Annotated in this window: 24 protein-coding genes and 1 CRISPR repeat array; of the genes, 20 read left to right on the top strand and 4 right to left on the bottom strand. The window is 53.2% G+C overall.

The window, feature by feature from the left end:
• Position 1 precedes the first annotated feature (1 nt).
• From hisH to A3L10_RS01475, 19 genes are all read left to right on the top strand, one after another.
• The gene (gene hisH, locus A3L10_RS01555) at positions 2-592 is read left to right on the top strand and encodes an imidazole glycerol phosphate synthase subunit HisH (RefSeq protein ID WP_394335105.1); all 591 of its coding nucleotides are present in this window, start codon (positions 2-4) and stop codon (positions 590-592) included.
• A gap of 1 nt (position 593) precedes the next feature.
• A complete protein-coding gene (hisA, locus tag A3L10_RS01550) occupies positions 594-1292 on the top strand; it encodes a 1-(5-phosphoribosyl)-5-((5-phosphoribosylamino)methylideneamino)imidazole-4-carboxamide isomerase (protein WP_088866085.1) in 699 nt (232 codons plus the stop codon).
• Positions 1274-2032 (top strand): imidazole glycerol phosphate synthase subunit HisF, encoded by a 759-nt coding sequence (hisF, locus tag A3L10_RS01545; protein WP_088866084.1) that lies wholly within the window; start codon positions 1274-1276, stop codon positions 2030-2032. Before hisA ends, hisF begins: the two co-directional genes overlap by 19 nt.
• Positions 2033-2041: 9 nt before the next feature.
• Positions 2042-2665 (top strand): bifunctional phosphoribosyl-AMP cyclohydrolase/phosphoribosyl-ATP diphosphatase HisIE, encoded by a 624-nt coding sequence (hisIE, locus tag A3L10_RS01540; RefSeq protein ID WP_088866083.1) that lies wholly within the window; start codon positions 2042-2044, stop codon positions 2663-2665.
• On the top strand, positions 2662-3678 hold the full coding sequence (hisC, locus tag A3L10_RS01535; protein WP_088866082.1) for a histidinol-phosphate transaminase: 1017 nt from the start codon (positions 2662-2664) through the stop codon (positions 3676-3678). Before hisIE ends, hisC begins: the two co-directional genes overlap by 4 nt.
• Positions 3669-4400 (top strand): HAD family hydrolase, encoded by a 732-nt coding sequence (locus A3L10_RS01530; RefSeq protein WP_088866081.1) that lies wholly within the window; start codon positions 3669-3671, stop codon positions 4398-4400. Before hisC ends, A3L10_RS01530 begins: the two co-directional genes overlap by 10 nt.
• A 24-nt stretch (positions 4401-4424) precedes the next feature.
• Positions 4425-5423, top strand: coding sequence for a TIGR01177 family methyltransferase (locus A3L10_RS01525; RefSeq protein ID WP_088866080.1), 999 nt, complete (start codon positions 4425-4427; stop codon positions 5421-5423).
• Positions 5424-6495: 1072 nt separating this feature from the next.
• Positions 6496-7209, top strand: coding sequence for a CRISPR-associated endoribonuclease Cas6 (gene cas6 / locus A3L10_RS01520; RefSeq protein ID WP_088866079.1), 714 nt, complete (start codon positions 6496-6498; stop codon positions 7207-7209).
• A 4-nt stretch (positions 7210-7213) separates the two neighbouring features.
• On the top strand, positions 7214-9562 hold the full coding sequence (gene cas10, locus A3L10_RS01515; RefSeq protein WP_088866078.1) for a type III-A CRISPR-associated protein Cas10/Csm1: 2349 nt from the start codon (positions 7214-7216) through the stop codon (positions 9560-9562).
• Positions 9559-10173 carry a type III-A CRISPR-associated protein Csm2 gene (csm2, locus tag A3L10_RS01510; protein ID WP_088866077.1) on the top strand — a complete coding sequence of 205 codons (615 nt, stop codon included), beginning with the start codon at positions 9559-9561 and terminating at the stop codon, positions 10171-10173. The genes cas10 and csm2 overlap by 4 nt, the downstream gene beginning before the upstream one ends.
• Positions 10173-11009 carry a type III-A CRISPR-associated RAMP protein Csm3 gene (gene csm3, locus A3L10_RS01505; protein WP_088867520.1) on the top strand — a complete coding sequence of 279 codons (837 nt, stop codon included), beginning with the start codon at positions 10173-10175 and terminating at the stop codon, positions 11007-11009. The genes csm2 and csm3 overlap by 1 nt, the downstream gene beginning before the upstream one ends.
• Positions 11009-11854, top strand: coding sequence for a type III-A CRISPR-associated RAMP protein Csm4 (csm4, locus tag A3L10_RS01500; RefSeq protein ID WP_088866076.1), 846 nt, complete (start codon positions 11009-11011; stop codon positions 11852-11854). The genes csm3 and csm4 overlap by 1 nt, the downstream gene beginning before the upstream one ends.
• Positions 11851-13071 carry a type III-A CRISPR-associated RAMP protein Csm5 gene (gene csm5, locus A3L10_RS01495; protein ID WP_232460999.1) on the top strand — a complete coding sequence of 407 codons (1221 nt, stop codon included), beginning with the start codon at positions 11851-11853 and terminating at the stop codon, positions 13069-13071. Before csm4 ends, csm5 begins: the two co-directional genes overlap by 4 nt.
• Positions 13068-14348 (top strand): CRISPR-associated CARF protein Csx1, encoded by a 1281-nt coding sequence (csx1, locus tag A3L10_RS01490; RefSeq protein ID WP_088866075.1) that lies wholly within the window; start codon positions 13068-13070, stop codon positions 14346-14348. The genes csm5 and csx1 overlap by 4 nt, the downstream gene beginning before the upstream one ends.
• A 493-nt stretch (positions 14349-14841) precedes the next feature.
• Positions 14842-15655: a CRISPR direct-repeat array (repeat unit 23 nt; unit sequence GTTTCCGTAGAACAGTATTGTGT).
• 27 nt (positions 15656-15682) lie between these two features.
• Complete coding sequence (locus A3L10_RS10390; RefSeq protein ID WP_257789364.1) at positions 15683-15814, top strand: hypothetical protein; 132 nt, start codon at positions 15683-15685, stop codon at positions 15812-15814.
• Positions 15811-16764, top strand: a complete 954-nt coding sequence (gene cas1b / locus A3L10_RS01485; RefSeq protein ID WP_088866074.1) for a type I-B CRISPR-associated endonuclease Cas1b — start codon at positions 15811-15813, stop codon at positions 16762-16764. The genes A3L10_RS10390 and cas1b overlap by 4 nt, the downstream gene beginning before the upstream one ends.
• Positions 16764-17018 (top strand): CRISPR-associated endonuclease Cas2, encoded by a 255-nt coding sequence (gene cas2 / locus A3L10_RS01480; RefSeq protein ID WP_088866073.1) that lies wholly within the window; start codon positions 16764-16766, stop codon positions 17016-17018. Before cas1b ends, cas2 begins: the two co-directional genes overlap by 1 nt.
• A 1206-nt stretch (positions 17019-18224) precedes the next feature.
• On the top strand, positions 18225-18392 hold the full coding sequence (locus tag A3L10_RS10280; RefSeq protein WP_157726865.1) for a hypothetical protein: 168 nt from the start codon (positions 18225-18227) through the stop codon (positions 18390-18392).
• Positions 18393-18591: 199 nt separating this feature from the next.
• Positions 18592-19263: a DUF257 family protein gene (locus A3L10_RS01475; protein WP_088866072.1), complete on the top strand. Its 672-nt coding sequence runs from the start codon at positions 18592-18594 to the stop codon at positions 19261-19263.
• 3 nt (positions 19264-19266) lie between these two features.
• On the opposite strand, the gene A3L10_RS01470 is transcribed toward A3L10_RS01475, so the two are convergent.
• The 4 genes from A3L10_RS01470 to A3L10_RS01455 all read right to left on the bottom strand — a co-directional run bounded on the left by A3L10_RS01470 (position 19267) and on the right by A3L10_RS01455 (position 23674).
• Positions 19267-19908, bottom strand: coding sequence for an alanyl-tRNA editing protein (locus A3L10_RS01470; protein WP_088866071.1), 642 nt, complete (start codon positions 19906-19908; stop codon positions 19267-19269).
• A gap of 62 nt (positions 19909-19970) precedes the next feature.
• Positions 19971-21440, bottom strand: a complete 1470-nt coding sequence (locus A3L10_RS01465; RefSeq protein ID WP_088866070.1) for an exodeoxyribonuclease VII small subunit — start codon at positions 21438-21440, stop codon at positions 19971-19973.
• A 124-nt stretch (positions 21441-21564) separates the two neighbouring features.
• Complete coding sequence (locus A3L10_RS01460) at positions 21565-22851, bottom strand: dicarboxylate/amino acid:cation symporter (RefSeq protein WP_088866069.1); 1287 nt, start codon at positions 22849-22851, stop codon at positions 21565-21567.
• 100 nt (positions 22852-22951) lie between these two features.
• Entirely contained in the window at positions 22952-23674 is a 723-nt protein-coding gene (locus A3L10_RS01455; protein ID WP_232460998.1) for a biotin--[acetyl-CoA-carboxylase] ligase, read from the bottom strand.
• A 96-nt stretch (positions 23675-23770) separates the two neighbouring features.
• Here A3L10_RS01455 and fba point away from each other — a divergent pair, with 96 nt between their 5' ends.
• A complete protein-coding gene (fba, locus tag A3L10_RS01450) occupies positions 23771-24616 on the top strand; it encodes a class I fructose-bisphosphate aldolase (RefSeq protein WP_088866068.1) in 846 nt (281 codons plus the stop codon).
• The last annotated feature ends 55 nt before the right edge of the window (positions 24617-24671 follow it).

The following is a 24671-nucleotide window of genomic DNA, read 5'->3' as shown; positions in this document are numbered from 1 at the left end:
GGTGATAGCGATAGTCGACCTCGGAATAGGAAACCTCGCCAACGTGAGGAAGGCTTTGGGGGGAGTCATCACGAGCGACCCCTACGAGATTGAAAAAGCAGAGAAACTCGTTCTTCCAGGCGTTGGTAACTTCGGGGCGGTCATGGAGAGGCTCGAACCGCTGAGGGGAGTCATACTCGACGCGATAAACGACGGAAAGCCCTTCCTCGGGATATGCCTGGGCCTCCAGCTCCTCTTCGAGGGAAGCGAGGAGAGCCCCGGAAAGCCCGGCCTTGGGGTTTTCAGAGGAGATGTGGTCAGGTTCCAGGGAGTTAGGACTCCGCACATCGGCTGGAACCAGTTGTGGAAGAAGAAGGACTGCCCGCTCTTCGAGGGAATCAGGAATGGGGCGTACTTCTACTTCGTCCACTCCTATTATGCCCGGCCGAGCGAGGAGGAGATAATCGCGGGCGTTACCGACTACGGGTCGAAGGGGAAGGAGATAGTCTTCACGTCAGCGGTCTGCAGGGATAACGTCTACGCTGTGCAGTTCCACCCGGAGAAGAGCGGGAGGAACGGGCTGGCCGTTATGAGAAACTTCAGGGGGCTCTGAGATGGAGGTTTATCCGGCCATAGACCTCATGGGCGGGAAGGCGGTGAGGCTCTACAAGGGGAGGAGAGAGGATGTTAAGGTCTACGGCGATCCGGTGAAGATAGCGGAGCGTTTTGCAGAGCTGGTTGACAAAATCCACATCGTTGACCTCGACGGTGCCTTCGAGGGTTTCCCAAGGAACCTCGGCGTGGTCGCAAGGATCATCAAGAAGACCGGTCTAAGGGTCCAGCTCGGGGGCGGCTTCAGAAGCTACGGGGCCGTTGCGAGGGCGTACGAAATCGGTGTGGAAAACGTGATAATCGGAACCAAGGCCTTTGACCTGGAGTTTCTTGAAAAAGTTACCTCCGAGTTTGAGGGCATAACAGCGAGCCTCGACGCGAAGGATGGAAGGGTGGCCCTGAGGGGCTGGCTTGAGAGCGGGATGGAAGTCAAAGAGGCCTACGAACTGCTGAGGAACTACGTGGACAGGTTCGTTTACACCTCAGTCGAGAGAGACGGGACGCTGACTGGGATAGAGGAGATAGAGAGGTTTTGGGAAAGCGAGGAGTTCATCTACGCGGGGGGAGTTTCGAGCGTTGCCGACCTTAGAAAGCTCGCGAAAGCGGGCTTTTCTGGGACCATAGTCGGGAAGGCCCTGTATGAAGGCCGCGTGGCCCTTGAGGAACTGCTGGAGGTGGCGGAATGCTTGCCAAAAGAATAATCGCGGCGCTGGATATAAAGGACGGGAGGGTCGTCAAGGGAATTAGGTTCAGGAACATTCGCGATGCGGGCGACCCGGTTGAGCTGGCAAAGCGCTATGAGAGTGAGGGGATAGACGAGATAGTCTTCCTCGACATAACGGCGTCCTATGAGAAGAGGGGAATCCTGCTGGAACTCGTCGAGAGAATAGCCGGGGGGATATACGTCCCCTTTACCGTCGGGGGCGGCATAAGGACGGTTGAAGAGGCTAGAGAGATAATCAAGCGCGGTGCCGATAAGGTTTTCATCAACACCGCCGCCGTTGAGAGGCCGGAGCTGGTGAGGGAGATAGCTGAACTCGTAGGCAGTGCAAACCTCGTGGTGGCGATAGACGCCAAGTGGAACGGCTCCTTCTGGGAGGTCTACACCCACGGGGGAAGGAAGGCGAGGGGGATTGATGCAGTTGAGTGGGCGAAGAGAGTGGAAGAACTCGGCGCCGGCGAGATACTGCTCACGAGCATGGACACGGACGGAACGAAGGAGGGCTTCGACATACCTTTGACGAGGACCGTTGCGGAGGCTGTGGATATACCGGTCATAGCCTCGGGGGGAGCGGGGGAGCCGGAACACTTCTACGAGGCCTTCAAAGCTGGGGCGGAGGCAGCACTGGCGGCTTCAATCTTCCACTATGGCGAATACACCGTCGGCGAGCTGAAGGGATTCCTGGCCGAGAGAGGAATCCCCGTCAGGCTGGACTACTGAGGTGATAGCATGGAGGAACTCATCGAGAAGGTTGGCTGGGAAAAGAACGGCGGAATCGTTCCCGTTATCGTCCAGGACACGAAGGGTGAGGTGCTGACGCTCGCCTACATTGACAGGGAAGCCCTGAAGAGGACCCTCCAAACCGGCTACGCCCACTACTACTCCCGCTCCGGGAGAAGGGTGAGGATGAAGGGAGAGGTGAGTGGAAACGTTCAGCGCGTTAGGGAGGTTAGGATAGACTGCGACAGCGATGCGCTGCTCTTCATCGTCGAGCAGAAGGGCCCAGCCTGCCACACGGGAAACTACTCCTGTTTCTACAGGAAGCTGGGCGAGCCGGAGAGGGTTCTGCCGATGGACTACTCGCTGACCATCCTTCGGGAGCTTGAGGAGCTGATAAGGACGAGGAAGGAGAAGCCCGTCGAGGGCTCGTACACCTCAAGGCTGTTCCGTGAAGGCCGGGAAAGGATATACAAGAAGTTCGGCGAGGAAGCGATAGAAGTTCTCGTTGCTGAAACTAGAGAAGGTTTAATCTACGAAACGGCCGACATGCTCTACCATCTGCTCGTTTTGTTGGTCTACAACGACGTTACCCTCGGCGAAGTTATGGCTGAGCTGAGGAGGCGGAGGGGATGATCAGGGAGTTTGTGAAGTCGTTCCAGCCGTATAAAGTTGTGGAGGGGAACTATCGGATATGGCTCGATAAGAACGAGAATCCCTACGACCTGCCCGGGTGGGTGAAGGAGGAGATATTTGAGGAGCTCAAGGACCTGAGCTTCAACCGCTATCCGCACATAACTTCGATGCCGGTCAGGGAGGCCATAGCCGACTTCTACGGCCTGTCCCCGGAGAACGTTGCCGTTGGAAACGGGGGGGACGAGCTGATAAGCTACCTGGTCTGGCTCTTCGAGGGGGAGCAAGTAGTCACGACACCACCTTCCTTCGGCATGTACAACTTCTACGCGAAGCTGAACGGAATTCCAGTGGTTGAAGTGCCCCTGCTGGAGGATTTCACGATAGACGGCCACGCCATAGCGGAGAGGTCCAAAAACGCGAGGGTGATCTTCATAGCCTCGCCCAACAACCCGACCGGCAACCTTCAGCCAGAGGAGGAAATAATCAAAGTCCTAGAAACCGGAAGGCCCGTCGTTCTCGACGAGGCCTACGCCGAATTCGCGGGGAAGAGCCTCTGGAGGCTCATAGAGGAGTACCCCAACCTCATCGTGCTGAGGACTTTTTCCAAGGCGTTCAGCCTGGCAGGCGTCAGAACGGGCTACCTCCTGGCGAATGAGGAGGTTGTCGATGCGCTCTACCGGGTGAAGTCCCCGTTCAGCGTTGGAGTCATGACGATGGCGGCGGTGAAGGTCGTGCTCAGGCATCACGAGCTTGTGGAGAGGCGCGTGGCGAAGATAATCGAGGAGAGGGAACGGATAAGGAAGGCCTTCCGGGAGTTCACCTATCCGAGCGACGCGAACTTCCTCCTGATGCGGCTGAACGCCTATGAGTTCCTCTTAGAGAAGGGCATAGTCGTAAGAAAGCTCTCGGGAAGGCTCGATGGCCACATCAGGGTGACCGTGGGGAGGAAGTGGGAGAACAGGGAGCTGATAGAGGCCCTCAGAGAATTCTTGGAGGTAAGGGGATGTGGATAGTATTCGACGTTGACGGCGTGCTCATAGACGTGCGGGAGAGCTACGACACCGCCACGAAGCTCACCGCGGAGTACTTCCTCAGACTCTTTGGAATCGAGAGGGAGATAAAGCCCGAGTGGGCCAGGGAGCTCAGGAGAAAGGGCTCCTTCGGCGATGATTTCAAGGTCAGCGAGGCGCTGATACTCTTCACCCTCGCGGGAAACGTTGACGGCCTCATCGAGGAGTTTCCGGAGGGGGAAACCATAGAGTGGGTTCGCGAGAAGTTTGGCTTTCAGGTCTACGGAGGGAGCATAGAGAGGGTCTTCAACACGTTCTACCTGGGAAGGGAGTACCCGGAGAGGCTCTTTGACTTCCCTGGGCTGTGGAAAAGGGAGACGCCCATCGTCAGGAGAAAACTGCTGGAGGAAGCGTCCGAGCGCTTCAGGATTGGGGTCGTTACCGGGAGGAGCGTCCTCGAGATGGAGCTCGCGGAGAGGATAATCGGGTTCAAATTCGAAAACGCCGTCACGAGGGAGGCCTACCTCAAGCCGGACCCCAGGGCGTTATGGGAGCTCGTAAGGGGCGAACCTGGAATCTACGTCGGCGATACAATCAACGACGGCATTTTCATCGAGAATTACCGGAGGAGATACGGAAAAGAGTTCGACTTCGTCATGGTGGGGCGCGATGTGAGGGACGTTAACGAGTTCCTGGTGGAACTGCTGGTCGGGGAACAAACTTAAAAACCTCCCCGAAAAGCTCCAACCATGCTCTACATTGAGATACTCGGAAACCTGCCTGAGATGGCGAGGGATGAGGCAAAGGCCATGCTGGAGCTGGCCGGTGGAAGGATAGCCGGCCAGGATTACCTCTTCCTCAAGATAGACGCCGATGAGGGGGCATTCCCATACTTAAACCGCCTCGGCCTAGCCCACGAGTACGGGATGCTGCTAGTGGAGGCGAACTCCATCGAGGAGCTCCTCCAGAAGGCGAGAGATGTGGACTGGCCGATTAAAGGGACCTTTAAGGTCGACACCGAAACCATGGCCAACTGCAGACACGACGTTCTCGACCTCCCCAGGAAGCTCGGCGCGGTTATTCACGCCAAGGGTTTCAGGGTGAACCTCTCGAAGCCGGACACCCTCGTCAGGGTTTACTGCGGCGAGAAGCTCTACGCCGGGATAAGGCTCCGCTTCTTCGACCCCAAGGACTTCGAGAGCAGAAAAGCCCACCACAGACCGTTTTTCAGGCCGATTTCCCTCCACCCGAGAGTTTCACGCGCGCTCGTGAACCTCACGAAAGCCAAGAGAGAAATTCTCGATCCCATGATGGGTGCCGGTGGAATCCTTATGGAGGCGGGCCTTCTCGGCCTGAAGGTCTACGGGGTGGACATACGGCCGGAGATGGTTGAGGGGGCCGAGATGAACCTCAGGCACTACGGGATAAGGGATTACGAGCTCAAACTTGGCGATGCGACAAAGCTGGAGGAGCTGTTTCCGGGGAAGAAGTTCGAGGCCGTGGCCACAGACCCGCCCTATGGAACCTCAGCGACGCTCGCGGGAAGAAAGAGGGACGAGCTGTACGAGAAGGTGCTGGAGAGCATCTACGGGGTTCTTGAGGAGGGCAGCAGGCTGGCGATAGCCTTTCCGGCGAGCTTTGATGGAGAGGCGGAGGCTGAAAAGGTGGGCTTCAAACTGGTAGGAAAGTACTATCAGCGCGTGCACAAGAGCCTGGAGAGGTACTTCTACGTGTTTGAGAAGCCTTAACACTCAAACAAGACTTTCAGAAAATTTAAATATTTCAGGCGTGTTACCTCCTTCTGGACAGCACCAAGAAGGCTGATTGTTTCCGGGGTACAGGATTGTGTGGAAACTAAAAGACGGTGTATCCTTCCTTCCTCCTCCTTATGTCTATTTGGTTGAGGTTCCAAGGCACTCCTCAAGGTTTCCGTAGAACAGTATTGTGTGGAAACTAGAAGTCTCCGGTGGTCGTGTGGATTACGACCATTTCTCCGAGGTTTCCGTAGAACAGAATTGTGTGGAAACGCCAGGCGCTCAGCCTCTAAAATGTTGCTTGCAGTTTCTACCTCGACCTTGTAGCGTTTCCGTAGAACAGTATTGTGTGGAAACCCCATGTAACTATTGATGAGTTTTGCCAAGTGCGCAACCTGTTTCAGTAGAACATAGTTGTGTGGAAACACCCAAAGGTTGGACTTTATCCATCTCGGATACCACCCAGTTTCCGCAGAACATAGTTGTATGGAAACTCGATTGCGATGTAGCCGCCGCTGAGGGTCCCGCTCTGAAAAGCTAGTTCTCGTAGAACAGTGTTGTGTGGAAACTAAAGTTCCCCCCAGCCGTAACGCCAGCCTATTACTATGTCAGGGTTTCCGTAGAACGATATTGTGTGAAAACGCTTCATGGTATGAAACAAGGCCCTTCATACAGCCACCAGATTTCCGCAGAACAATATTGTGTGGAAACGGGTCTTTCTTGCCTTCTCTCCCCTTAAGCTCCTCCCAGTTTCGGTAGAACATGATTGTGTGAAAACTCAACCGGGACGGCGCCCTTCAGGATTATCAACGCCGCAAACATGGGTTTTCCGTAGAACACGATTGTATGGGAGTTGGTTTGAATTCCTCGCCTGCTTAATCAAGTTAATCGAGAAGTTTCTGCAGTCACAGGATTGTATCCCAACAAGACGGCACGTTCCGGAGAGATAACAGCTTCAATCGGCAGTTTCTGGGCACCCCCTGCATTGTGAACACTGATTACCTCGAAAGGGTTATAAACTTCATAACCCAAAAAGTTATACCGTTCAAATCTTCCGGTGACCCGGATGAGACTCAAACTGTCTTTTTATCCAAATGGGAACGGCAACTTCAGACCGAACAAACACGCTGTCCAGGGTTTCATCTACAACATGCTGAAGGGTACCAATTACGGTGATAGGCACGATGAGGCCAAGTTCAAGTTTTTCACGTTTTCAGACTTCTTCCTCGATCGCGACGGCAGGCCGACGTTCATAATATCCTCCCCGGACGAGGGTTTCATCAACGCCCTCCACTCTAACCTGAAGGATAGAGTCAGGGTCTATCTTGGCACCGAGGAGCTCGTGATTGCAGAGGTAAAGAAGTTCAAGTTGCCCCTAAGAAAGCGCTTCCAAACGGGCTCTCCCATTGTCATCTACAGGAACTCGCGGGAGAACGAGTACTTCAAACTCCATGCCCACAGGGACTTGAACTTTTTCCTGAACAGGCTCAAGGAGAACGCGGAGAAGAAGTACAACGCGTTCTACGACGACGATTTCCATCTCGATGGGCCGATATTTGACCGTATGGTGCCCAAGTTCAGGAAGAACGGAAAGCTCGACGTTTACGTGAAGGTCGTGAAGGCTGGGCAACCCTTCCCGGTCATAGGCTCCAACTGGGAGCTTCTGGAAAAGGACAGAATTGGAGCCGAGGAGAAGAGGTTCTACGCATTTATCATGGAAGCGGGTCTCGGGGAGAAGAACAGTCTTGGGTTTGGATTCTTAAACCCTGTTAGGAGGTGAGGAAGTGGAAATTCATGAACTGGTGGCTCTCGGCGGGCTTTTGCACGACATAGGGAAGCCCGTTCAGAGGGCGGGCCTTTACTCCGGCGACCATTCTGCACAGGGTGCCCTCTTTCTCAGGGAGTTAGCAAGGAGCACTGGGAGGGCGGAGTACGAGCTTCTGGCGCTCTTCTCAGAGTTCCACCACTACGAGCACATGAAAAACGAGGAGAACATGAGAGCCAAGATTCGAGAGGTTTCCCCTGAGAGGTTTGGACTGACCGAGGAAGACGTTCTAAAAGCGCTGTGGATAGTCTATGAGGCAGACAATCTCTCCTCCGCTGAACGGGAAGGAAGCGGTGGGGAGTTCTACGTTTTCAGGCCATTAACCTCGGTTTTCGGGAGAGACTTGGAGTATCCTCTGGGGACATTAAAATTCGATGGGTCTCCGGACCTTCCAATGCCCGTCAAGGACGTTCGTGTATCGGGAGAGCACTACAGAAACCTCGTGAAAGCCATGGCCACGGAGCTCTTGGAGACCCCTCTGAAAATCGACAGAGTGATGCCGGTTCTTGAAAAGTACTTAACCTTTGTAAGCTCGGTAACGCTCTCAGGGAACACCATCTCACTCTACGACCACATGAGGATGACTTCCGCAATCGCCCTCACAATGCTTCTCTCTGGGTGCAAGGCGGAGGATGTTAAGTCCGGCGCATGCAGGAGGGAGAAGCGTTTCCTGCTGGTTGAGGGCGATTTCTCGGGCATACAGGATTTCATCTATAGCGTGAGGGGAAAAGGAACGCTCAAATACCTGCGCGCCAGGAGTGCCTACCTAGAGCTGATGAACTGGGACGTTGTACTTGAAATCCTCGGGAGGCTTGGCCTAACGAGGGCCAACGTGGTTTTCAACGCCGGCGGTCACTTCCTAGTGATAGCCCCCAACACGGATAGGGCCGTTGAGGAGCTCGTGAGCATTAGAAAAGTCATCTCCGAGTGGCTTTACAGGGAGTTTGAGGGAAGCCTGTATCTGGCCATTGAATGGGAGCCGATAAGCGGCGAGGAGTTCGGACGGAAGGGGGACAGAAACCTCTTTGAAGAGGCAAGAAAGCGGCTTAGGAGGAAGCTGAACGTAAGGAAGCTCAGGCGCTTCGGTGAAGTTGAGGGCTTGTTCACGGCACCAAAGGCGGAAAGGCTGGTGGAGTGTCCAGTCTGTGGGAAGGAAGTCCCAGAGAGGAATCTTGAACCCTTCATTCTCGACCAAGAGGTCAAGGTCTGCAGGACGTGCAACGAGCTCGCCAAACTTGGGGCGAGGCTTCCAAAGGTTAAGGGCTTCATTTTAGACAGGAAAGCATGGGAAGAGGAGGGCGTGACACGGGGACCATTCAGGAATCTAATCCCCTACGCGGGAGGGCCGATTCCGAGGGGAGAGTTCTTCCTGCTCAAGAATACGCTGAACCCGCCCGAGATTCCGGAGTCAATGGAGTTCGTCCCATACTTCGTGGCCGACTACTTCAGGGAGTCTGAAAAAGGCCACATGGCGGACTTCGAGGAGCTCGCGGAGGCTTCAACGGGCGCGAGAAGGATAGGGGTTCTCAAGGGGGACGTTGACAGGCTCGGGGAGTTCTTCGGTTCAATGGACAGTCCATCGAAGCTTGCGACGGCTTCACGCTTCATGGACTACTTCTTCAAGGGATACATGAGGGCCGTTATCGAGGGGAAATCCGGATACGTAATAGGAACGGTTCCCTCATTGAGGGAATGGCCCAAGGTCCCGGACATCGTCGTGGTCTACGCCGGTGGCGATGACTTCTTCATCGTTGGGGCGTGGGATCAGACGTTCGAGCTGGCCTTCAGGATAAGGGAAACGTTCAGGGCGTACACTGGTGAGGGACTTACCCTCTCCGCGGGCCTTGGGTACTTCGACACGAAGACCCCTATATACAGGATGGCGGAGGTTGTCAGCGGGAGACTTGAAACTGCCAAGGACGAGGGGCGGGACAGGATAGTGGTAATTGAAAGAAGCCACCCAGAGGATGGGAGACACCCGGCAGCGTACACTTGGGACGAATATAAGGAGCTTTGGAGGGAGTACACCTCAAAAATATACGCCGGGAACGGGAGGCTCAGAAAACCCTTCGACTCAAAGAAGAGCCTGCTGATGCGACTTCTTGAGCTGAGGGAGCTGTACGTGAGGGATCCCAACGACGTCCGCTGGGCGTACCTAACGGCTTACCTTCTCGGTAGGCACGGGCTTTCGGGTTTCTTCCCGAAGCTCGTCGGGATTGACGCGACTGCAGTCGAAAAGAACGAGCCCCAGCCAATTTACTGGATTGATGGTGTTTTGAAAATCCTGCTTATGGCGGTTAGGAGGTGAAGGTTGTGGGTTACCAAGGTGGATATGGTAAGGGGAGGCATTCCCCCCAAAGACAGGAGCGTAGGCACCAACATCCGAGGCAAGACCCTGAGACCATAAGAGGCATTAAGAAGGCTTTTGAGGAGGGCAATTTTTCGGAAGTTCGGACTAGCCTTCGGAAGTCTGAGGTGCGTGATGCACTCAAAAGTCTGTATCAAGAAGTGAAAAGCAAGGCAAGAGAAGAAAACGGGAAAGGCTTTAAAAATTGGGACGAGATTGAAGTCCTCAAAAACGCCGCTATAGTGGCCGCATATGCCGTTGTTAACGATTTAAGGACAACTCAGATACGCAAAATAATTGAAATGGCAAAGAGTCTTCATACTGAGGTAACTACTAAAAAGGACATGACAGCCGTTACTCAGAAAATCAAAAAAGAAGCCGTAAGAATGAACATGTTAATGGCATACTATGCAGGAAAAAACAAAAGTGTCCTTCCCATCCAGGAGGTATTAGAGCCAATTTTGAACTGGCTGTCCTTAGATCAAAATGCAAGCCCTGAGAATTTTGAGAAGGTGTACATGTTCTTTGAAGCCATTGTTGCTTATCACCGCTACTTTGGAGGTAGAGAATGATGGAGGGTAGAGACCGCGGATTTTATGGAAAGATCATATTTACGGGAAAACTCAAAGCAGAGACTGGCCTCAAAATAGGGGCCGGTAGAAACGTTGCAGAGATTGGGGGTGTTGACTCTCCAGTAATAAGAGACCCTCTAACGCACTACCCCTACATTCCAGGTTCCTCTCTCAAGGGACGTCTCAGGAGCCTATTTGAAATCTATGTTAACTCAAACAGAGAAAAATACAACATCAACACCACAGAGAACTTTTTCAACAAGAATATCGGAACTAAGGAAAACCCCATTAACATCCATGTCTGCCCCGATTATGAGTCTGCCCTCAACTGTCCAGTGTGCAGGCTCTTTGGAGCCAGCGGTGATAAGAGCAATTTTCCATCCAGAGTGATAGTGCGAGACCTCCATCTCACACCAGAGTGGAAAGGCAGGCCCCTGGATGAGTTAACTGAGGTGAAGCCCGAGGTTTCAATAGACAGAATTACTTCCAAAACAAATCTAAGACAGTTTGAACGTGTTGTTGCCGGAACAGAGTTTGAGTTCGAGATAATCTACAACGTCGAGAGGCTCGACCAGTGGGAAGACGATGTGAGAAACATCCTCACGGCCATGGCCCTGCTCGAGGACAGCTACCTCGGCGGTTCGGGTTCTAGAGGCTATGGAAAGGTGAAGTTCGAGTTTGAATCCGTCGAGTTCAAGACCCCGGAGTACTACAGAACCGGGGACGAGGGGCAGAAGGTGAAGATAGATGGGGCCAAAGGAAAGCCAGTTTCAGAAATTCTGAAGAACTTTGAGGAGCTCTTCTCGGGGGTGAAGAGCAGGCTGGAGGCCGGGTGATGGCGAAGTTCAGAGTGGTGCGGCTGAAGCCCAAGGGGGCTTTACGGGAAATTCCACATTCCGACACGCTCTTCGGGGCCATAGCCAATGCCGTCTCTCTCCTCTATGGACAGATGGCAGTTGAGGAACTGCTGGAGGCATTCAAGGGGGGAGCGAGGATAAGCTCGGCCTTTCCGTATCTTGGGAACACTTACTACCTCCCAAAACCCTTGACCGTTGAACTGATGGATTTCGGAAACGACACGGCCAAGGCCAAGAGGATAAAACGGGCGGCATATCTTGACCTTGAAAACTTTGAGAGAGCCCTGAAGCTGGAACCGTTCGAGGTTCCAGAGAGGGATACCCACGCCATCGTAGACGTTCCCAAGGTCGTCCTTGACAGGGTGACCCAAGATTCGGCGATATACTTCTGGGAGGAAGTGCGGTTCAAGGAGAATGCGGGATTCTACTTCCTCTACTCAGGGCCTGAAGACACCTTCAGGGATTTTATAGAGCCTGCGGTGAGGTTCCTTGCGGATACCGGAATCGGCGGAAAGTCCACCTGGGGCTCAGGATTGTTCAATCCCTCCTTTGACTCAATCGAGATAAAAGCCCCCGAGAGCCAGTACTCCGTCACCATCTCCAATGCCCTGCCGACAAAAACACCCGTTCTCTGGAAAATCCTGAGAAAGGGCGGCTGGAGCTTCGGACGAAGGAAGCCCAAGATGACGTTCATAGCGGAGGGTTCGGTTGTGAAGGGAGACCCAGGAAGGTTTGAGAGCCTCGACCTCGGCCTTCTCTTCAAGGTTCAGGTCTACGGCTTAACATTCCAAATTCCAACGCTTCTCCCGGAGGGTCTGGAATGACAGGGATGACTCTGAAGGTGCTCTCCCCCCTCCACATCGGCAACGGCAGAGAGTTAACTCCCCTCGACATATATCCCGGCGATGGCGTCGTTTACGTCCTCGATACCGGAAAGCTCACCGCAGATCTTATTAATATGGGAATAAGCCTCGAAGAGATACTACACCTGCTCAAGAACCCGCCTGGCGACGCCTACGTCTGGAAGGGGTACATAGATGAACTCCACCTGAACCCCTCGGATTATGCACTCTACGCCCTAAGGATCCACGGAGAGCCCGGACGGAGGAGCATGCAGATAAAGGAGTTCATAAAGCTGAACGGGAGGCCTTACATCCCAGGTTCAAGCGTTAAAGGAGCGCTGAGAACGGCGGTTCTCTACAAGGCTCTGAAGGAGTGCGGCGACTCTGGCACGGCTATGAACGTTGTTTCAGGGATAAAAAACAAAAGGGGACAGGTAGAGAGAAAAACCGCGGAACTGGCCAGAGAAATAGGCTGGAGCGAGAGCCTCGTGGACTTTTATCTGGCAAAGCTCCCGCAGGAGAGAACGGATGGAAAGCACGCCGACGACCTGCTTGAGGCCATCGTGTTCGGGATGGAATCGGACAGGCGCTCCGGGGTTAAGTACGAACCGAAGCGCGACCCCATGAGGGCGTTGATCGTGAGGGACAGCGGGGCGATAGGGAAGAAGCGCCTCGCCGTCTATCACGTTGACGTCATCGGAAACGTTCAGCCGATACCCATCTGGGTCGAGGCCCTGGAACCCGGAACCACCGCCGAGATAGAGGTGAAGGTCGATACCGAACTCCTCCGGCTGAACTCGGATTACTTCAACGGGGTCCTGTGGGAGTGCCTGAGGGACTGGGGACGGCCCTGGGAAGCCTTTGAGACCTTCCTCTGGGAGGCTGTGGAAGAGTTCTATACGGCCGTCAGGAAAGCCGAGACGGCCGAAGCCAGGAAGTTCGGAACTAAGGCAGCGGAGGTTAAGAGGTTCTACTCCTCACTGGAGGGCCACGGAGGACACGTTCTACGCATCGGCTGGGGGAGTGGCTGGCTGGCCATGACAATCGGTGTCCTCCTCAAGGAAAACCGACGGTGGGAGGGCGTTAGAAGGCAGCTGGGCCTCGGCCAGAAGCCCGGAGGGAGGGGGCTCTCAAGGGACTTCCCCAAGACGAGAAGGCTCGCCAAAGGAATGCCGATGGGCTGGGTGGTGCTCGAATGAAGCTCCTCGTCATTTCATGGGGGGACTTCGAGAGGTGGCGGGAGACCAAGTACCGCTTCGGTGAAGAAAGCTCCGTCGGCCCATCAACGCTCCCCATACTCCAAAAGGCAATAAAGCCGGACTGGACGGTTATAGTGCTCTCAGACACCCTCGGGAGGGACTTCTCCTCCATTGAAGCCCTTAGGGAAGACGTGAAGAGCAGGGTAATGGACTTCCTCGAAAGGATCGGTGCGGGGAGGGAAGTTGACGTCCTGATCGTCCCAGGGATAGGCCACTTTGCACACGGCACGTTCAAAGGGGGTGCCATGGACACATACTACTATCTGCTCCACGGGATAAGCCAGATACTCCCCCCTAAGGGAGACCTCGACGTTCACTTCGACTCGACCCACGGGCTCAACTACATCACACTCCTAGCGTACAGGGCGCTGAAGGAGCTCCTTGGAATAGCGGCAATAACTAACAAAGTAACCTTCACGGCGTACAATTCGGACCCTCTCGTACCGGACATCACGAAGGAGCTGACGATAAACGTTATCGAGGCTGGAGAGGTGAAACCCCTCCCTCTCTTCGAACCGCTACCACCGAACACGAAGGATTACCTCGGCAACTTCTCCCTTCAAGGGGAGGATTACGGAAACGTGCTCCAGTCACTCAAGAAGCTTCGGGAGATACGAGACCAGCGCGGCAGGCTCAACGCCTGGATTTCATCGGTCGTAAACGGTCTCCCCCTCGTCTTCACCTCTGCATTTCCGGAGATGGAGATAGTTTCCGGGGCAGTTGAAGAGCTGGCCGACGTCTATACCCGCGCGGTGGAGGTTTCGCCGGGGAGTGTCGAGCGGAAGCTCTCCCTCGGGAGGGGCTTCGGGGCCCTAGTGAAGCTCTCATTCCAGGCAAAGGTTCTTGAAATGGATAGACTTCCAAAGGAAGAGCTTTCCATGGAGGAGCTGGTGGAGATATCGGAGCGCATCTTCCGGGGAAGGGTCCTGGCATCAACAAAGACTGAACTTGACAGGCTCGCGAAGTCCGTAAAGCTGGACACCAACGGATGGATCAGGTATTCCGAACTCCTGAGGTTGCTGGGCAAGAACCCAAACTCGCAGGTCGATGACAGGAACTTCCTGGCCCACGCCGGCCTTGAGGCCAACCTAATAGAGGTGAAGCGCGAGGGCGAGCTGTACGTTAGATACACAAAAGAGAACGTGAAATACGGCGGGGCGATGAAAGAGCCGTGGAAGGTCATTGAAACAATCCTGACGAGAACCCTCGAAGGGTAGCACCGGTAAGAAAGGAAAAGGGAGAACGAGCCTGTCCGGGACAAATTAAGACCGTTCTTCCCTATTTCTCCTTAAGGAGTACTATTCAGGTGTTTCTTTCTTCTAAAAATGCTGAAAAGGGAGCTAGATTCTCAGGGATGAGTCCTTCGGAACCGAAGAGGGGGTGAGTTCCAAGAAAATTAAAGCCCGGAAAAACGCCCTTATGTGGAATAGAAAATCTCCCATCCCAGAAAAGCCTACCCGGATGGAGAACACAGGTTTTAGAGATTAAAAATCACGATAGCACGCTTAATCAGCCGTGATGTCACTGTTCGAGTTGGAATTTCCCCACAAAGGATTATAACAGGGCAGCTACGAAATCCCAGTGAAGAGCAATCTCCGTTATCCTGGCACCCCTTTATAAATGAGTGCCGGTGCTACCGATTTCCCAAGAAACAATTAAATAGAAGGAAGAAAATAATATTACACACCAAAAGAACTGAAAATCCTGAAAGTTTCCGTAGAACAGTATTGTGTGGAAACCTCCTCATCACATGTACCTCCTTTCTTGTATCTCCTCCCAAAGTTTCCGTAGAACAGTATTGTGTGGAAACAAACACCGCACGCCACAAGAAACCAGCCTCCTCAGAGCCCTGTTTCCGTAGAACAGTATTGTGTGGAAACTTGAATAACAACTTCGGCCAAATTATCCATTCTGACCAAACCCTTAAGTTTCCGTAGAACAGTATTGTGTGGAAACTCCGGGTTCTCCTCGGTATTCCGGCTCGGTATCGGGGCGTGGTTTCCGTAGAACAGTATTGTGTGGAAACTTGTTTCTTTCCTTTTATAAAACGAAAAGGAGGTTTGGAGATGGTTTCCGTAGAACAGTATTGTGTGGAAACTTGAGGAGATTCCTCGGGTACCGGTATTTGCCGGCGGGAATGAAGTTTCCGTAGAACAGTATTGTGTGGAAACTTCACGCCTACCGGTTACTTTCCGGTAGGTCTTCACTAATGTTTCCGTAGAACAGTATTGTGTGGAAACTTTTCTAGGCTTGCGAGCGGGTAATTTTCGACTTGGAACACGGTTTCCGTAGAACAGTATTGTGTAGAAAGTATCCTGCCAAATCTTCTCTGCTAAATGTTCATACATTTCCTTGAGTTTCCGTAGAACAGTATTGTGTGGAAACTACCGCCTGCATGTGAGGGGAACCTGGATCCTCGTCCTCCGCTTGTTTCCGTAGAACAGAATTGTGTGGAAACATGAGCACTCTGACTGGGCTGTCCTTCCCGTAGTCAATTCCCGGTTTCCGCAGAACACTGTTGTATCGCTTAGTGGGAACCACAGAAGGCCTGATGGAAATGCTGGACTTACTCATCGGACTTATCGTCTGGTTGATTATCCTCTGGGTTATCTGGGCGATTTTTAGGGGCATGATGGAGGGGCTAGACCGGTTGATCAACGACCTCACGGGGAGATTAAGGTGAAAAGGCCCCTGTACATAACTAAACCAGGGATCCTCAGGTGCTTTAAGGGTACGCTCAGGTTCGAGGGGGAGGGTATTAAGAGGACTATTCCCGTAAAGGCCACGAGTGAGGTCTTTTGTCTTGCTCCTGTGACACTAACGAGCGGGGCATTGAGGCTGTTGTCCCGAGAAGGAATTCCCGTTCACTGCTACAGCACAAGGGGAAACTACCGGGGATCTTTCATTCCAGCCGACTCGAATCCTTGCGGTTCAACACTCATCGCCCAAGTTGATCACTATCTTGATGCGGAGAAGCGGTGCTACATAGCGACCCAGTTCATCGAGGGAATAAAGGCTTCGATGTTATCCCTCCTCCGTTCTCTAGGGATAGACACCAGAGAGATTGAAGTGGTGGAGATAAAAGCCGAAACGCCGAATGAGCTTTTGGGCTTAGAGAGCCAATTGTGGAGAGAGTTCTACCGGCTCTTTGGCCTATCCCTCAAGCACTTCAGGTTTGATGGTAGGAAGAGGCGGCCACCAGGCGACGAAGTGAACGCGATGATAAGTTACGGGAACGCAGTTCTTTACGGCGTGATTCTCTCAGAGATTCACAAAACCTGTTTAAACCCCACTGTGAGCTACCTTCACGAGCCAAGAGACGGGAGGAACTCCCTCGTCTTCGACATAGCTGACATCTTCAAACCAATCACCGTGTTTCGAGTGACATCCCGGATGACGAACAGGCGGGAAATACAGGAGGAACATTTCAAAAGGGGGAACGGCGTTTATCTGACTGATGAGGGCAAGAGACTCCTCGTCGAAGGGTTCAACAGGGAGTTAGAGAGAAAAGTTCGACATCCCCAACTCAAAAGGTACACCTCCGTGAGGTACATAATGAGGTTAGAGCTATACTCCTTTAGAAACCATATAACGGGGAAAAGAAAGTACAAGTCCCTCAGAGCGTGGTGGTAATGCACGTCATCGTCGTTTACGACGTGGACAAGAAGAGGGTTGTCAAAGTTCACGACTTTCTAGCAAGATACCTGTGCTGGCGACAGAATAGTGTCTTTGAAGGAGAAATAGATTATAGACAACTGGAGGAGGTTAAAAAGGGCCTCTCAAAACTGATAGACAGTGACGACTCAGTTTTAATATATGAACTCTCCGGAAAATTCAAAGTTCACGTCATAGGCCACGAAAGAAACCCTCAGGAGAACATAATATAACCTGTAACACCAGCAAACCAAAATGCCTTGAGAGAAAACTCCAGAAAGAACAAAAGACTGTTCAAGGCCAAAATGATGATACAGGCCGTTTTGGAGGAACTAACGTACAGTTTGGGGGGATTCCGATTTGTTGTCCAAAAATGAGTGACAACGTGATCCCTCACTCAAAGCTTCTTTCATGATGAGAGACCATTACTCACACCACAGCCCCTTTTAACTACAACAAAACTATGTTCACTCTAAAAGACTAGTTGAGAGATGATGTAATGAAATTCTAGCCAAAAGAGATCCTAAAACGGAGTTCAACTCCAGCACGTATTTATAAAGAAAAGCCAGTAACACGGGTTTCATGAAGAAATGCTTAAATAGAGCAAGGAAAGAAGAGATATAACGAAACAGGACAAGAAACCGGAAAGTTTCGGTAGAACATAATTGTGTGGAAACGCGTACCACTTCACCAAGCGCAGAACCCTGTTCCGCGGCACGCGAGTTTCAGTAGAACATAGTTGTGTGGAAACGGCCTGTACTCTATGAACAATACCTTGTCAATGTTTATCATATCGTCACGTTTCAGCAGAACATAGTTGTGTGGAAACTCGATGTCCAGCCCGTTCTCCTCAATCACAGCCCTAAGAATGTTTCAGTAGAACATAGTTGTGTGGAAACATGGTCATGGACACTACAAAAGCACTTGTCGAAATGTCACAAGACCTGTTTCAGTAGAACATAGTTGTGTAAGAACTGGCATAAACGGAAAGATTTTGCACGAAGAGCTTGTCAAAGGGTTCCACTTATAACATGGTTATACCGGGCGCATTGTCAAAACTTTCACCCCGTTTTCCCTCTTTGTTCGTACTTTCTCTAGCACTAACGCCCTTTCAGCATGATGCGCCCACATCTGGTATGCACCAGCATAGCGAAAATACGTGCTGGTGACACTCTCTCGGTGTGTACCCGCCCACTATGAGCACTGCATTCGGTGTCAACCCGTCAAGCCGCGTGAAACTTTCATGCGGCTTGATAGGGCTATATATTCATAGCCTCAAAATAGTGTGAGTACGCACGAGCACACAGAACACACAGAGCACAATCAGGCAAAAGTTTAAGTTAAATCGGCGAGAGTTTGCACTCTCCGCCGACCTCGCTCTCTTCGGGGGAGGAAGGTAAGAACACTCAAAACCTTCCCCGTTAGAAAGGTTTATGGGCATGGCCTTCAAACGCATAGGGTGGGAGGGGTCTATGCACCCTGCACTGTACGTGGGTCTGCTGTTGATACTGGATTTTTTCATAATTGTGGGAATTTTCTTAGTGATAATTCTGGTGGCGGGTTTCATCGGCGGGCTTGCAAGTAAGCTCGGAAGCTTGGAGGAGTGAACTTGAGCAGAGCAGGAGGGATGACGCCTCCCTGCACCAATTTTCAAGAGTATCTTTCCAGAAATGAAAGATTCTCGCCCAACGAGACTCCCACATCCGGCGTTAGAACATGAGCGTCAGAACTTTCATTTTTGGAATGGTTTTTGCAGTGCTGGTTAACAAAACCTTTTTACATTGAATCTTTCTTTTTAAAACGGGGATGGCCATGACGAGCGCTGGTGATGAGCCGCTGGTTGAATACTTCCGGAGTATCAAGCCGGGGGAGGACGTTCTAATCGAATACACCTCCGGGGAACCTGTTCATATGTTCTTTCACCTCCTCCTGAGGTGCCTGCGGGAGAACGGGGTTCCCGTTATAATAGTGGATCAACTGGACCAGCTCCACGTCTTCAGGACGCAGCTCAAGCTGGCCGGCGTTGACACCGAACTCATAGACACCGCCAACGTCATAAAAATAGGCGGACTGCTCAAGACCGGAAAAGTCCTCGGCAGGGTTGACCTCAGCAAGGAGTTCCCGATAAGGAAGAAGCACTACGAGGAAGCGCTGAAGAAAGTGGACGCGGACTACACGGTCAGAATCGTTCTCGGCTTCGACAAGGTCCTGGCGATGCACGAGGTGGACAGAAAAGATTTGGAATCCCTGTTTGGTTACATGATCAGGCCGTACCTGGGTGACGAGAGGAGGACGACGGTCTACTTCATAAATACCGAGCTCTTCACCGAGAGAACCCTAAAGGAGCTCAGGGAGCACGCCAGCAGAGTCTTCAGAGTCAGGTTCGAGGAGAACGCCGTTGTTCTTAAAGTCATCAAGTCCCCGAACGTTGCCGAGTACGGGAAAGAAATGGAGACCAAGATAGAAGACTGCGTTTAACCCTCAGTCCTCCAGCCAAATCTCAAGCCTCTGCTTTCCTTTTCCGAGGCTGGAGCGCTTGAACTTCTTCAGGTGGCCTATCTCCTTTATGTCCCTCACGTGGGTTCCGCCGCATGGAATTACCTCGAAGTCCCTTATCTGGGTGTAGCGGGTCTCTCCCTCCCACCATATCTTCATCTCGCCGCCCTCATCAACGAGCCTGTTGAAGAGCTCGATTATCTGCCCCTTCCACTGGTTCACGTTCTCAGGGTAGGTTATGTCGTAGCGGCCCTTCTGGACGCTCATGCCGCTGCCGTAGAGCTCCCACTCACCGGGGAGAACCTCGTTCAGCACGTGCTCTAGGAGGTGCATCGCACTGTGAATCCTCATGAGCTTGTAGCGGTAGTCCCAGTCGAGTTTAAGCTCGACCTCGTCGCCGGGCTTGAACTTCTCTGGCTCGGCAACCACGTGCCAGATGTTTCCTTCCTCGTCCTTGTAGACGTCCAGAACCTCGACGCCGTTTATCCAGCCTTTGTCGTGGGGCTGGCCCCCACCGGTAGGGTAGAATACAGTCTGGTCGAGGAGGAGGGCGTTTTCCTTGACTTCAAGAACCTTAGCCTTCGCCTCCCTGAGGTATGCATCCTCGTAGTAGAGCTTGCGCGTCACATTTACCACCTCAGAAGTGTTGGGCTTTGACATTTAAATGAATATCGAAAAAGAGGAAGGGCTCAGCGCCTCTTCCAGAAGAACACCGCGAAGGCTATGATGAGGACCGCAATTACCACAGCCGCCATCTGCTGTGTTCCAGTCAGGCCCCCGCTCTTCTCGCCCGGAATCGTGTACCTTATCGTCGCCGTCGTGTGGTTGGAGAGCATCTTGGTGACGTCCTCCGCCGTGGCACCGTAGCGTATGAAGACGTGGGATGTTATCTTCAGGCTGTTGCCTTCCTTCACGACGGTCATTTTGAACTCGTTGCCGTTAAGGGTCTCGCTTATGTTGTCCGGCACCTCGAGGAACTCTCCACCATCTGGGAGGTTTATCGTTATGTACAGCGTGTGGTTAACCGCGTACTCCAGCCTGTCGGTGAGCCCGTTGCTGAGACCGAGCGTCGGGTCGAACTGGTAGACGTAGGAGCCGTTCTCGAAGGTCGTGAAGTTTCTGAGCATGTACTCGGCATCTATTATCAGCGGCGAGTCGGTCTCGTTGAGACCGAGTATCCTGACCTTACCGTCGTCAACGATGGCGCCCCTGTAGCCGAGCGCTATCGAGTAGGTTCTAAGGATGTACTCCGTAACATTTTCGACACCGTAGGAGATTATCTCGGCCTTCCTGGCCTCGACCTCCGACTTGGGCTCCACGTACTCGTCCCTCATGTGGAGCCTGACGCTTCCGTTGTTGTATATGTCCAGGGTGACGTACTCGTTCATGACGCTGCTCTGGTAGTGCTCCTCACCCTTGTAGGGCGCCTTGTAGCGGATGTAGTAGTCCTTGTAGCTGCCGAAGAGCGCGTTGTACCCGTCGGGGGGCAGGAAGGGCTCGAGGTAAATGTACGACTTCACTATCACGGTGTCGCCCTCGACCTGCGAGGTTACGAAGAACTTGCTCGTGTTGTACTGCTGGGCGAATGCCTTCGGGTACTCAATCAGGGTTGCGTTCTCGGGGAGCTTTATGATGAAAGTGTTGTTTATGTCAACCGCGAACGGGAGGCCCGTGTCGGGGACGTTTATCGTCGCGTACCCCCTGGTCGGGTCGAGGTGAACCTCCCAGTAATCACCGTAGGAGTAGTACTTGGAGAAGTTGAGGGCTATGGCGTTGAAGACGAGGGTTATGTTGTTGCCCTCCTCGATGCCGTAGGATTTTATGCTCTCGTTGGTGAGGTTCATGCCGGACTGGCTCAGGCTCTGGATGTAACGCTGGAGCTGCTCCTCCTCGAACTTCGCTATGGCCTCCTCAAGGGTCATGTTGCCGTTCTGGGTCTCGTTGAGGATCTGCTCTATCTGCTTCTGAATCTCGTCCTTCGGTTCAAGCCAGACGGTCTTCATGGTTATATTGGCGTTCCCGTTGGGCATAATCACTATTGTAAAAACGAAGTCCTGTTTGTACGTTTTCGGTTGAAAATCCTCCGCAAGGCCCAGGCTCGAGCCGATGAGAGGTGTCAGGAGAATCGCGGCGAAAAGCACCGCAAGCAATCTCTTCATTACACACTACCTCCATTCCATCTGTACTGGTAACTAGCGCCGCATCGGAGTATTTAACTTTATCCCAGAAGTAGGGAAAGAAAAACCTGGCAAAAGGCAAGAAAAGAGCAGAAAGAATCAAAAATTACTGCTCCCACTTGGAGAAGTCTATCTCTCCCTCCGTCTTGGCCACTATGGTCGTTCCCGCAAGGTCGCCGGTGACGTTGACCATAGTCCTGCCCATGTCGAGGATGGCGTCAATGCCCAATATCATGGCGTAGGCCAAGGCAACAGGGCTTCCCGCGGTGAGGTCGAGGCCAACGCTCTGGAGGACCATGGCGAGCATTATCGCTCCCGCCCCCGGAACACCTGCGGTTCCAATCGAGGCCAGGACGGCGGTTAGAACTACGATGAGCTGCTGGCTAGGCGTGAGCGGATGGCCGATGGCGTTGGCGACGAAGAGAACCGTGACACCCTGGTAGAGCGCCGTTCCATCCATGTTTATCGTTGCCCCCAGCGGGAGGGTGAAGGAGAATATTCCCCTGTCAATTCCCATTGCCTCCTCGGCGACGCGCATCGTAACCGGCAGGGTTCCGCTTGAACTCCTCGTGACGAATGCCGTGAGCATGGCGTCCTTGGCCTTCTTGATGAACTTGACCGGGTCGATGCCGAAGACCTTGAGCAGGACGAAGTACACCAGCAGTATCTGCACCGTGAGGCCGACGTAAACCGCGACGACGACCTTGGCGAGCGGACCGACGACTTTGACTCCCTGTGAGGCCATGACGTAGGCTATGAGGGCGAAGACACCTATCGGAGCGTACTGCATGACACCCGCGACTATGAGATACATCGCCTCGGCCAGGCCGTCGAATGCCCTGAGGAGGGTCGTTCCCGCATTCTTGAGCCTCTCGTCCTCCTTGTTTATGAGGTACGTCAGGGCTATGCCCAGGATTATGGCGAAGAATATCACCGGCAGCACCTCACCGTTGGACAGGGAGGCGAACGGGTTCGTGGGCACTATGTTGAGGAGGGTCTTTACGAGGGAGGGTGGCTGCGCCTCGATTGCCTTTCCTTCGCCGGTCCCAAGGCTTATGCCCGTTCCGACCCTGAAGAGGTTGCCCATCAGCAGGCCGAAGAACACTGCGAAGGCCGACGTGAGGAGGTAATAGACCACTATCTTCACACCGACCCTTCCGAGCCTTGCTGGACTGATACTGGCGGCACCGACGACAAGCGATGCCAGAACTATCGGCATCACTAACATCTTCAACAGGCGGACAAAGAGGTCACCGAGTGGCTTGATGTAGGTCTTGACGAACTCTGCGTAGCCTAGATAACCCATTATCAAACCAAAAACTGCACCGAGAATTAAACCCCACAGTATCTTCCACAGAACCGGGTAGTCCAAGTACTTTCTCAGGAGCCCCATCTGGAGCACCTCCTCCGGATTTCGAACGACAGCAGTATAAGGCTACAGGCTGTAAGTATATTAACTTTCCGGGCGAATGTGTGTCAAAACGTCAGAAAAATTAGGGAATCCTTAACGAAACATCTCCGTATAAAATTCTCCTTAACTGTCCGTCAATGTCGAGCAGAAGAGATCCGTCATCTAAAACGTCCACTGCACGACCTATTAGGACATTATCATCCTCAACAATCCTCACGGTTCTCCCGAGGATGAAGGTCCTCTCGCGAACTTTGGCCATCATGATATCCGGACGCTCCTTGAAAATCCGGTACCAGGCGTTTAGATGGAACAGCAGCCTCTCAAGAACCCTGTCCATGGGCAACGGGGTTCCGATCAGTTCCATCATGGAAATCGCATCCCTCTGAAGCTCGGGGGGAATGGGGTTGTTAACGTTCAGCCCGATTCCCAGAACCGTGTATTCGTCCGCCTTTCCCTCCGCCAGAATGCCGGCTATTTTCTTGCCCGCAACCCAGATGTCGTTCGGCCACTTTATCCCCGGGGCGAGGCCAAAATCAGAGAGCGTATCCGCGACGGCCAGAGCTCCGACGAAGACGAGCCTGGGGTCCACCTTCTGGGGCTTCAGAATGACGCTCATCCAGAGACCGCCCTCCGGGGACGCCCAGGAGCGGCCCTTTCTACCTTTCCCAGCAGTTTGCCTCTTCGCGATGACGACCGTGCCCTCCGGAACCTCCGGGGCTATTCTCTTCGCGTACTCGTTCGTGGAATCCGTCTCGTCAAGCTTGATGACCCTGATGCCTATCATGGTTTCCCTGCCCTCATCCATCGAACCACCACCAAAAACTCGACCTCAGCCTTAAACACCTTTCCGTCAAGGAAAACCTTAAATCCTCCAAGTCATATATCACTCCCGGTGATTAGTATGGATGCATACCAGAACGTTGGCATTAAGAGGCGCCTCAGAAGGTTTTTCCGAAGGGACGGAAGGGCGCTCATCTTCGCCATGGATCACGGCTTCGAGCACGGGCCGACGGACTTCGAGGAGCACTGGAAGCACGTTAACCCCAGGATAATCATAAAGAAAGTTATGAGGGCCGGAATTGACGGCGTTATGATGCTCCCCGGTTTAGCAAGAATAGCCGGGAACGACGTGAAGCCCGACAGGGGTTTGATGATAAAGCTCACCAGCAAGACCAACCTCCGCCCGAAGGACGACCAGCTCCTCCAGAGCCAGCTCGGCTACGTCGAGGACGCGATAAAGCTCGGCGCCGATGCCATAGCCGCGACCGTCTACTGGGGCAGCCCGCAGGAAGACGTTATGATGCGCCAGTTCGCTGAAATAGCGAGCTACGCCCACGACCTTGGCTTCCCTGTCGTCCAGTTCGCCTACCCGCGCGGGCCGTACATAAACGAGAAGTACGGGAAAAAGGAGGACTACCGCGTCGTCATGTACGGTGCCAGGGCCGCGGTCGAGAGCGGCGCGGACATGATAAAGACCTACTGGACCGGCTCGAGGGAGACCTTCGCCAAGGTCGTTGATGCCGCCGCCGGCGTTCCGGTTCTCCTGAGCGGTGGGGCAAAGACCGAAAACCCGGTTGACTTCCTGAAAGTGGTCTACGATGTCGTTGAGGCTGGCGGAGCCGGAGCCGTCGTGGGAAGGAACATCTTCCAGCGCGAGAACCCGGAGCCCCTCATAAAGGCACTCATAAGGATCATACACCGCAACGAGGAGCCAGAGGAGGCGGCAAAGGCAGAGGGACTTCTCTGACCCCTGCGTTTCTTTACCCCTTTACCGCTTTCCTTAGGCGATTGTCGAATTCTTA

The organism is Thermococcus radiotolerans, from assembly GCF_002214565.1.
Classification (GTDB): domain Archaea; phylum Methanobacteriota_B; class Thermococci; order Thermococcales; family Thermococcaceae; genus Thermococcus; species Thermococcus radiotolerans.
This window is presented reverse-complemented; position numbering and strand designations above follow the sequence as displayed.

Coding starts and splice junctions, on each gene's coding strand:
- hisA (WP_088866085.1), top strand. CDS start 594: ATGGAGGTTTATCCGGCCATAGACCTCATGGGCGGGAAGGCGGTGAGG.
- hisF (WP_088866084.1), top strand. CDS start 1,274: ATGCTTGCCAAAAGAATAATCGCGGCGCTGGATATAAAGGACGGGAGG.
- hisIE (WP_088866083.1), top strand. CDS start 2,042: ATGGAGGAACTCATCGAGAAGGTTGGCTGGGAAAAGAACGGCGGAATC.
- hisC (WP_088866082.1), top strand. CDS start 2,662: ATGATCAGGGAGTTTGTGAAGTCGTTCCAGCCGTATAAAGTTGTGGAG.
- A3L10_RS01530 (WP_088866081.1), top strand. CDS start 3,669: ATGTGGATAGTATTCGACGTTGACGGCGTGCTCATAGACGTGCGGGAG.
- A3L10_RS01525 (WP_088866080.1), top strand. CDS start 4,425: ATGCTCTACATTGAGATACTCGGAAACCTGCCTGAGATGGCGAGGGAT.
- cas6 (WP_088866079.1), top strand. CDS start 6,496: ATGAGACTCAAACTGTCTTTTTATCCAAATGGGAACGGCAACTTCAGA.
- csm3 (WP_088867520.1), top strand. CDS start 10,173: ATGGAGGGTAGAGACCGCGGATTTTATGGAAAGATCATATTTACGGGA.
- csm4 (WP_088866076.1), top strand. CDS start 11,009: ATGGCGAAGTTCAGAGTGGTGCGGCTGAAGCCCAAGGGGGCTTTACGG.
- csm5 (WP_232460999.1), top strand. CDS start 11,851: ATGACAGGGATGACTCTGAAGGTGCTCTCCCCCCTCCACATCGGCAAC.
- csx1 (WP_088866075.1), top strand. CDS start 13,068: ATGAAGCTCCTCGTCATTTCATGGGGGGACTTCGAGAGGTGGCGGGAG.
- A3L10_RS10390 (WP_257789364.1), top strand. CDS start 15,683: ATGGAAATGCTGGACTTACTCATCGGACTTATCGTCTGGTTGATTATC.
- cas2 (WP_088866073.1), top strand. CDS start 16,764: ATGCACGTCATCGTCGTTTACGACGTGGACAAGAAGAGGGTTGTCAAA.
- A3L10_RS10280 (WP_157726865.1), top strand. CDS start 18,225: ATGGCCTTCAAACGCATAGGGTGGGAGGGGTCTATGCACCCTGCACTG.
- A3L10_RS01475 (WP_088866072.1), top strand. CDS start 18,592: ATGGCCATGACGAGCGCTGGTGATGAGCCGCTGGTTGAATACTTCCGG.
- A3L10_RS01465 (WP_088866070.1), bottom strand. CDS start 21,440: ATGAAGAGATTGCTTGCGGTGCTTTTCGCCGCGATTCTCCTGACACCT.
- A3L10_RS01460 (WP_088866069.1), bottom strand. CDS start 22,851: ATGGGGCTCCTGAGAAAGTACTTGGACTACCCGGTTCTGTGGAAGATA.
- A3L10_RS01455 (WP_232460998.1), bottom strand. CDS start 23,674: ATGGATGAGGGCAGGGAAACCATGATAGGCATCAGGGTCATCAAGCTT.
- fba (WP_088866068.1), top strand. CDS start 23,771: ATGGATGCATACCAGAACGTTGGCATTAAGAGGCGCCTCAGAAGGTTT.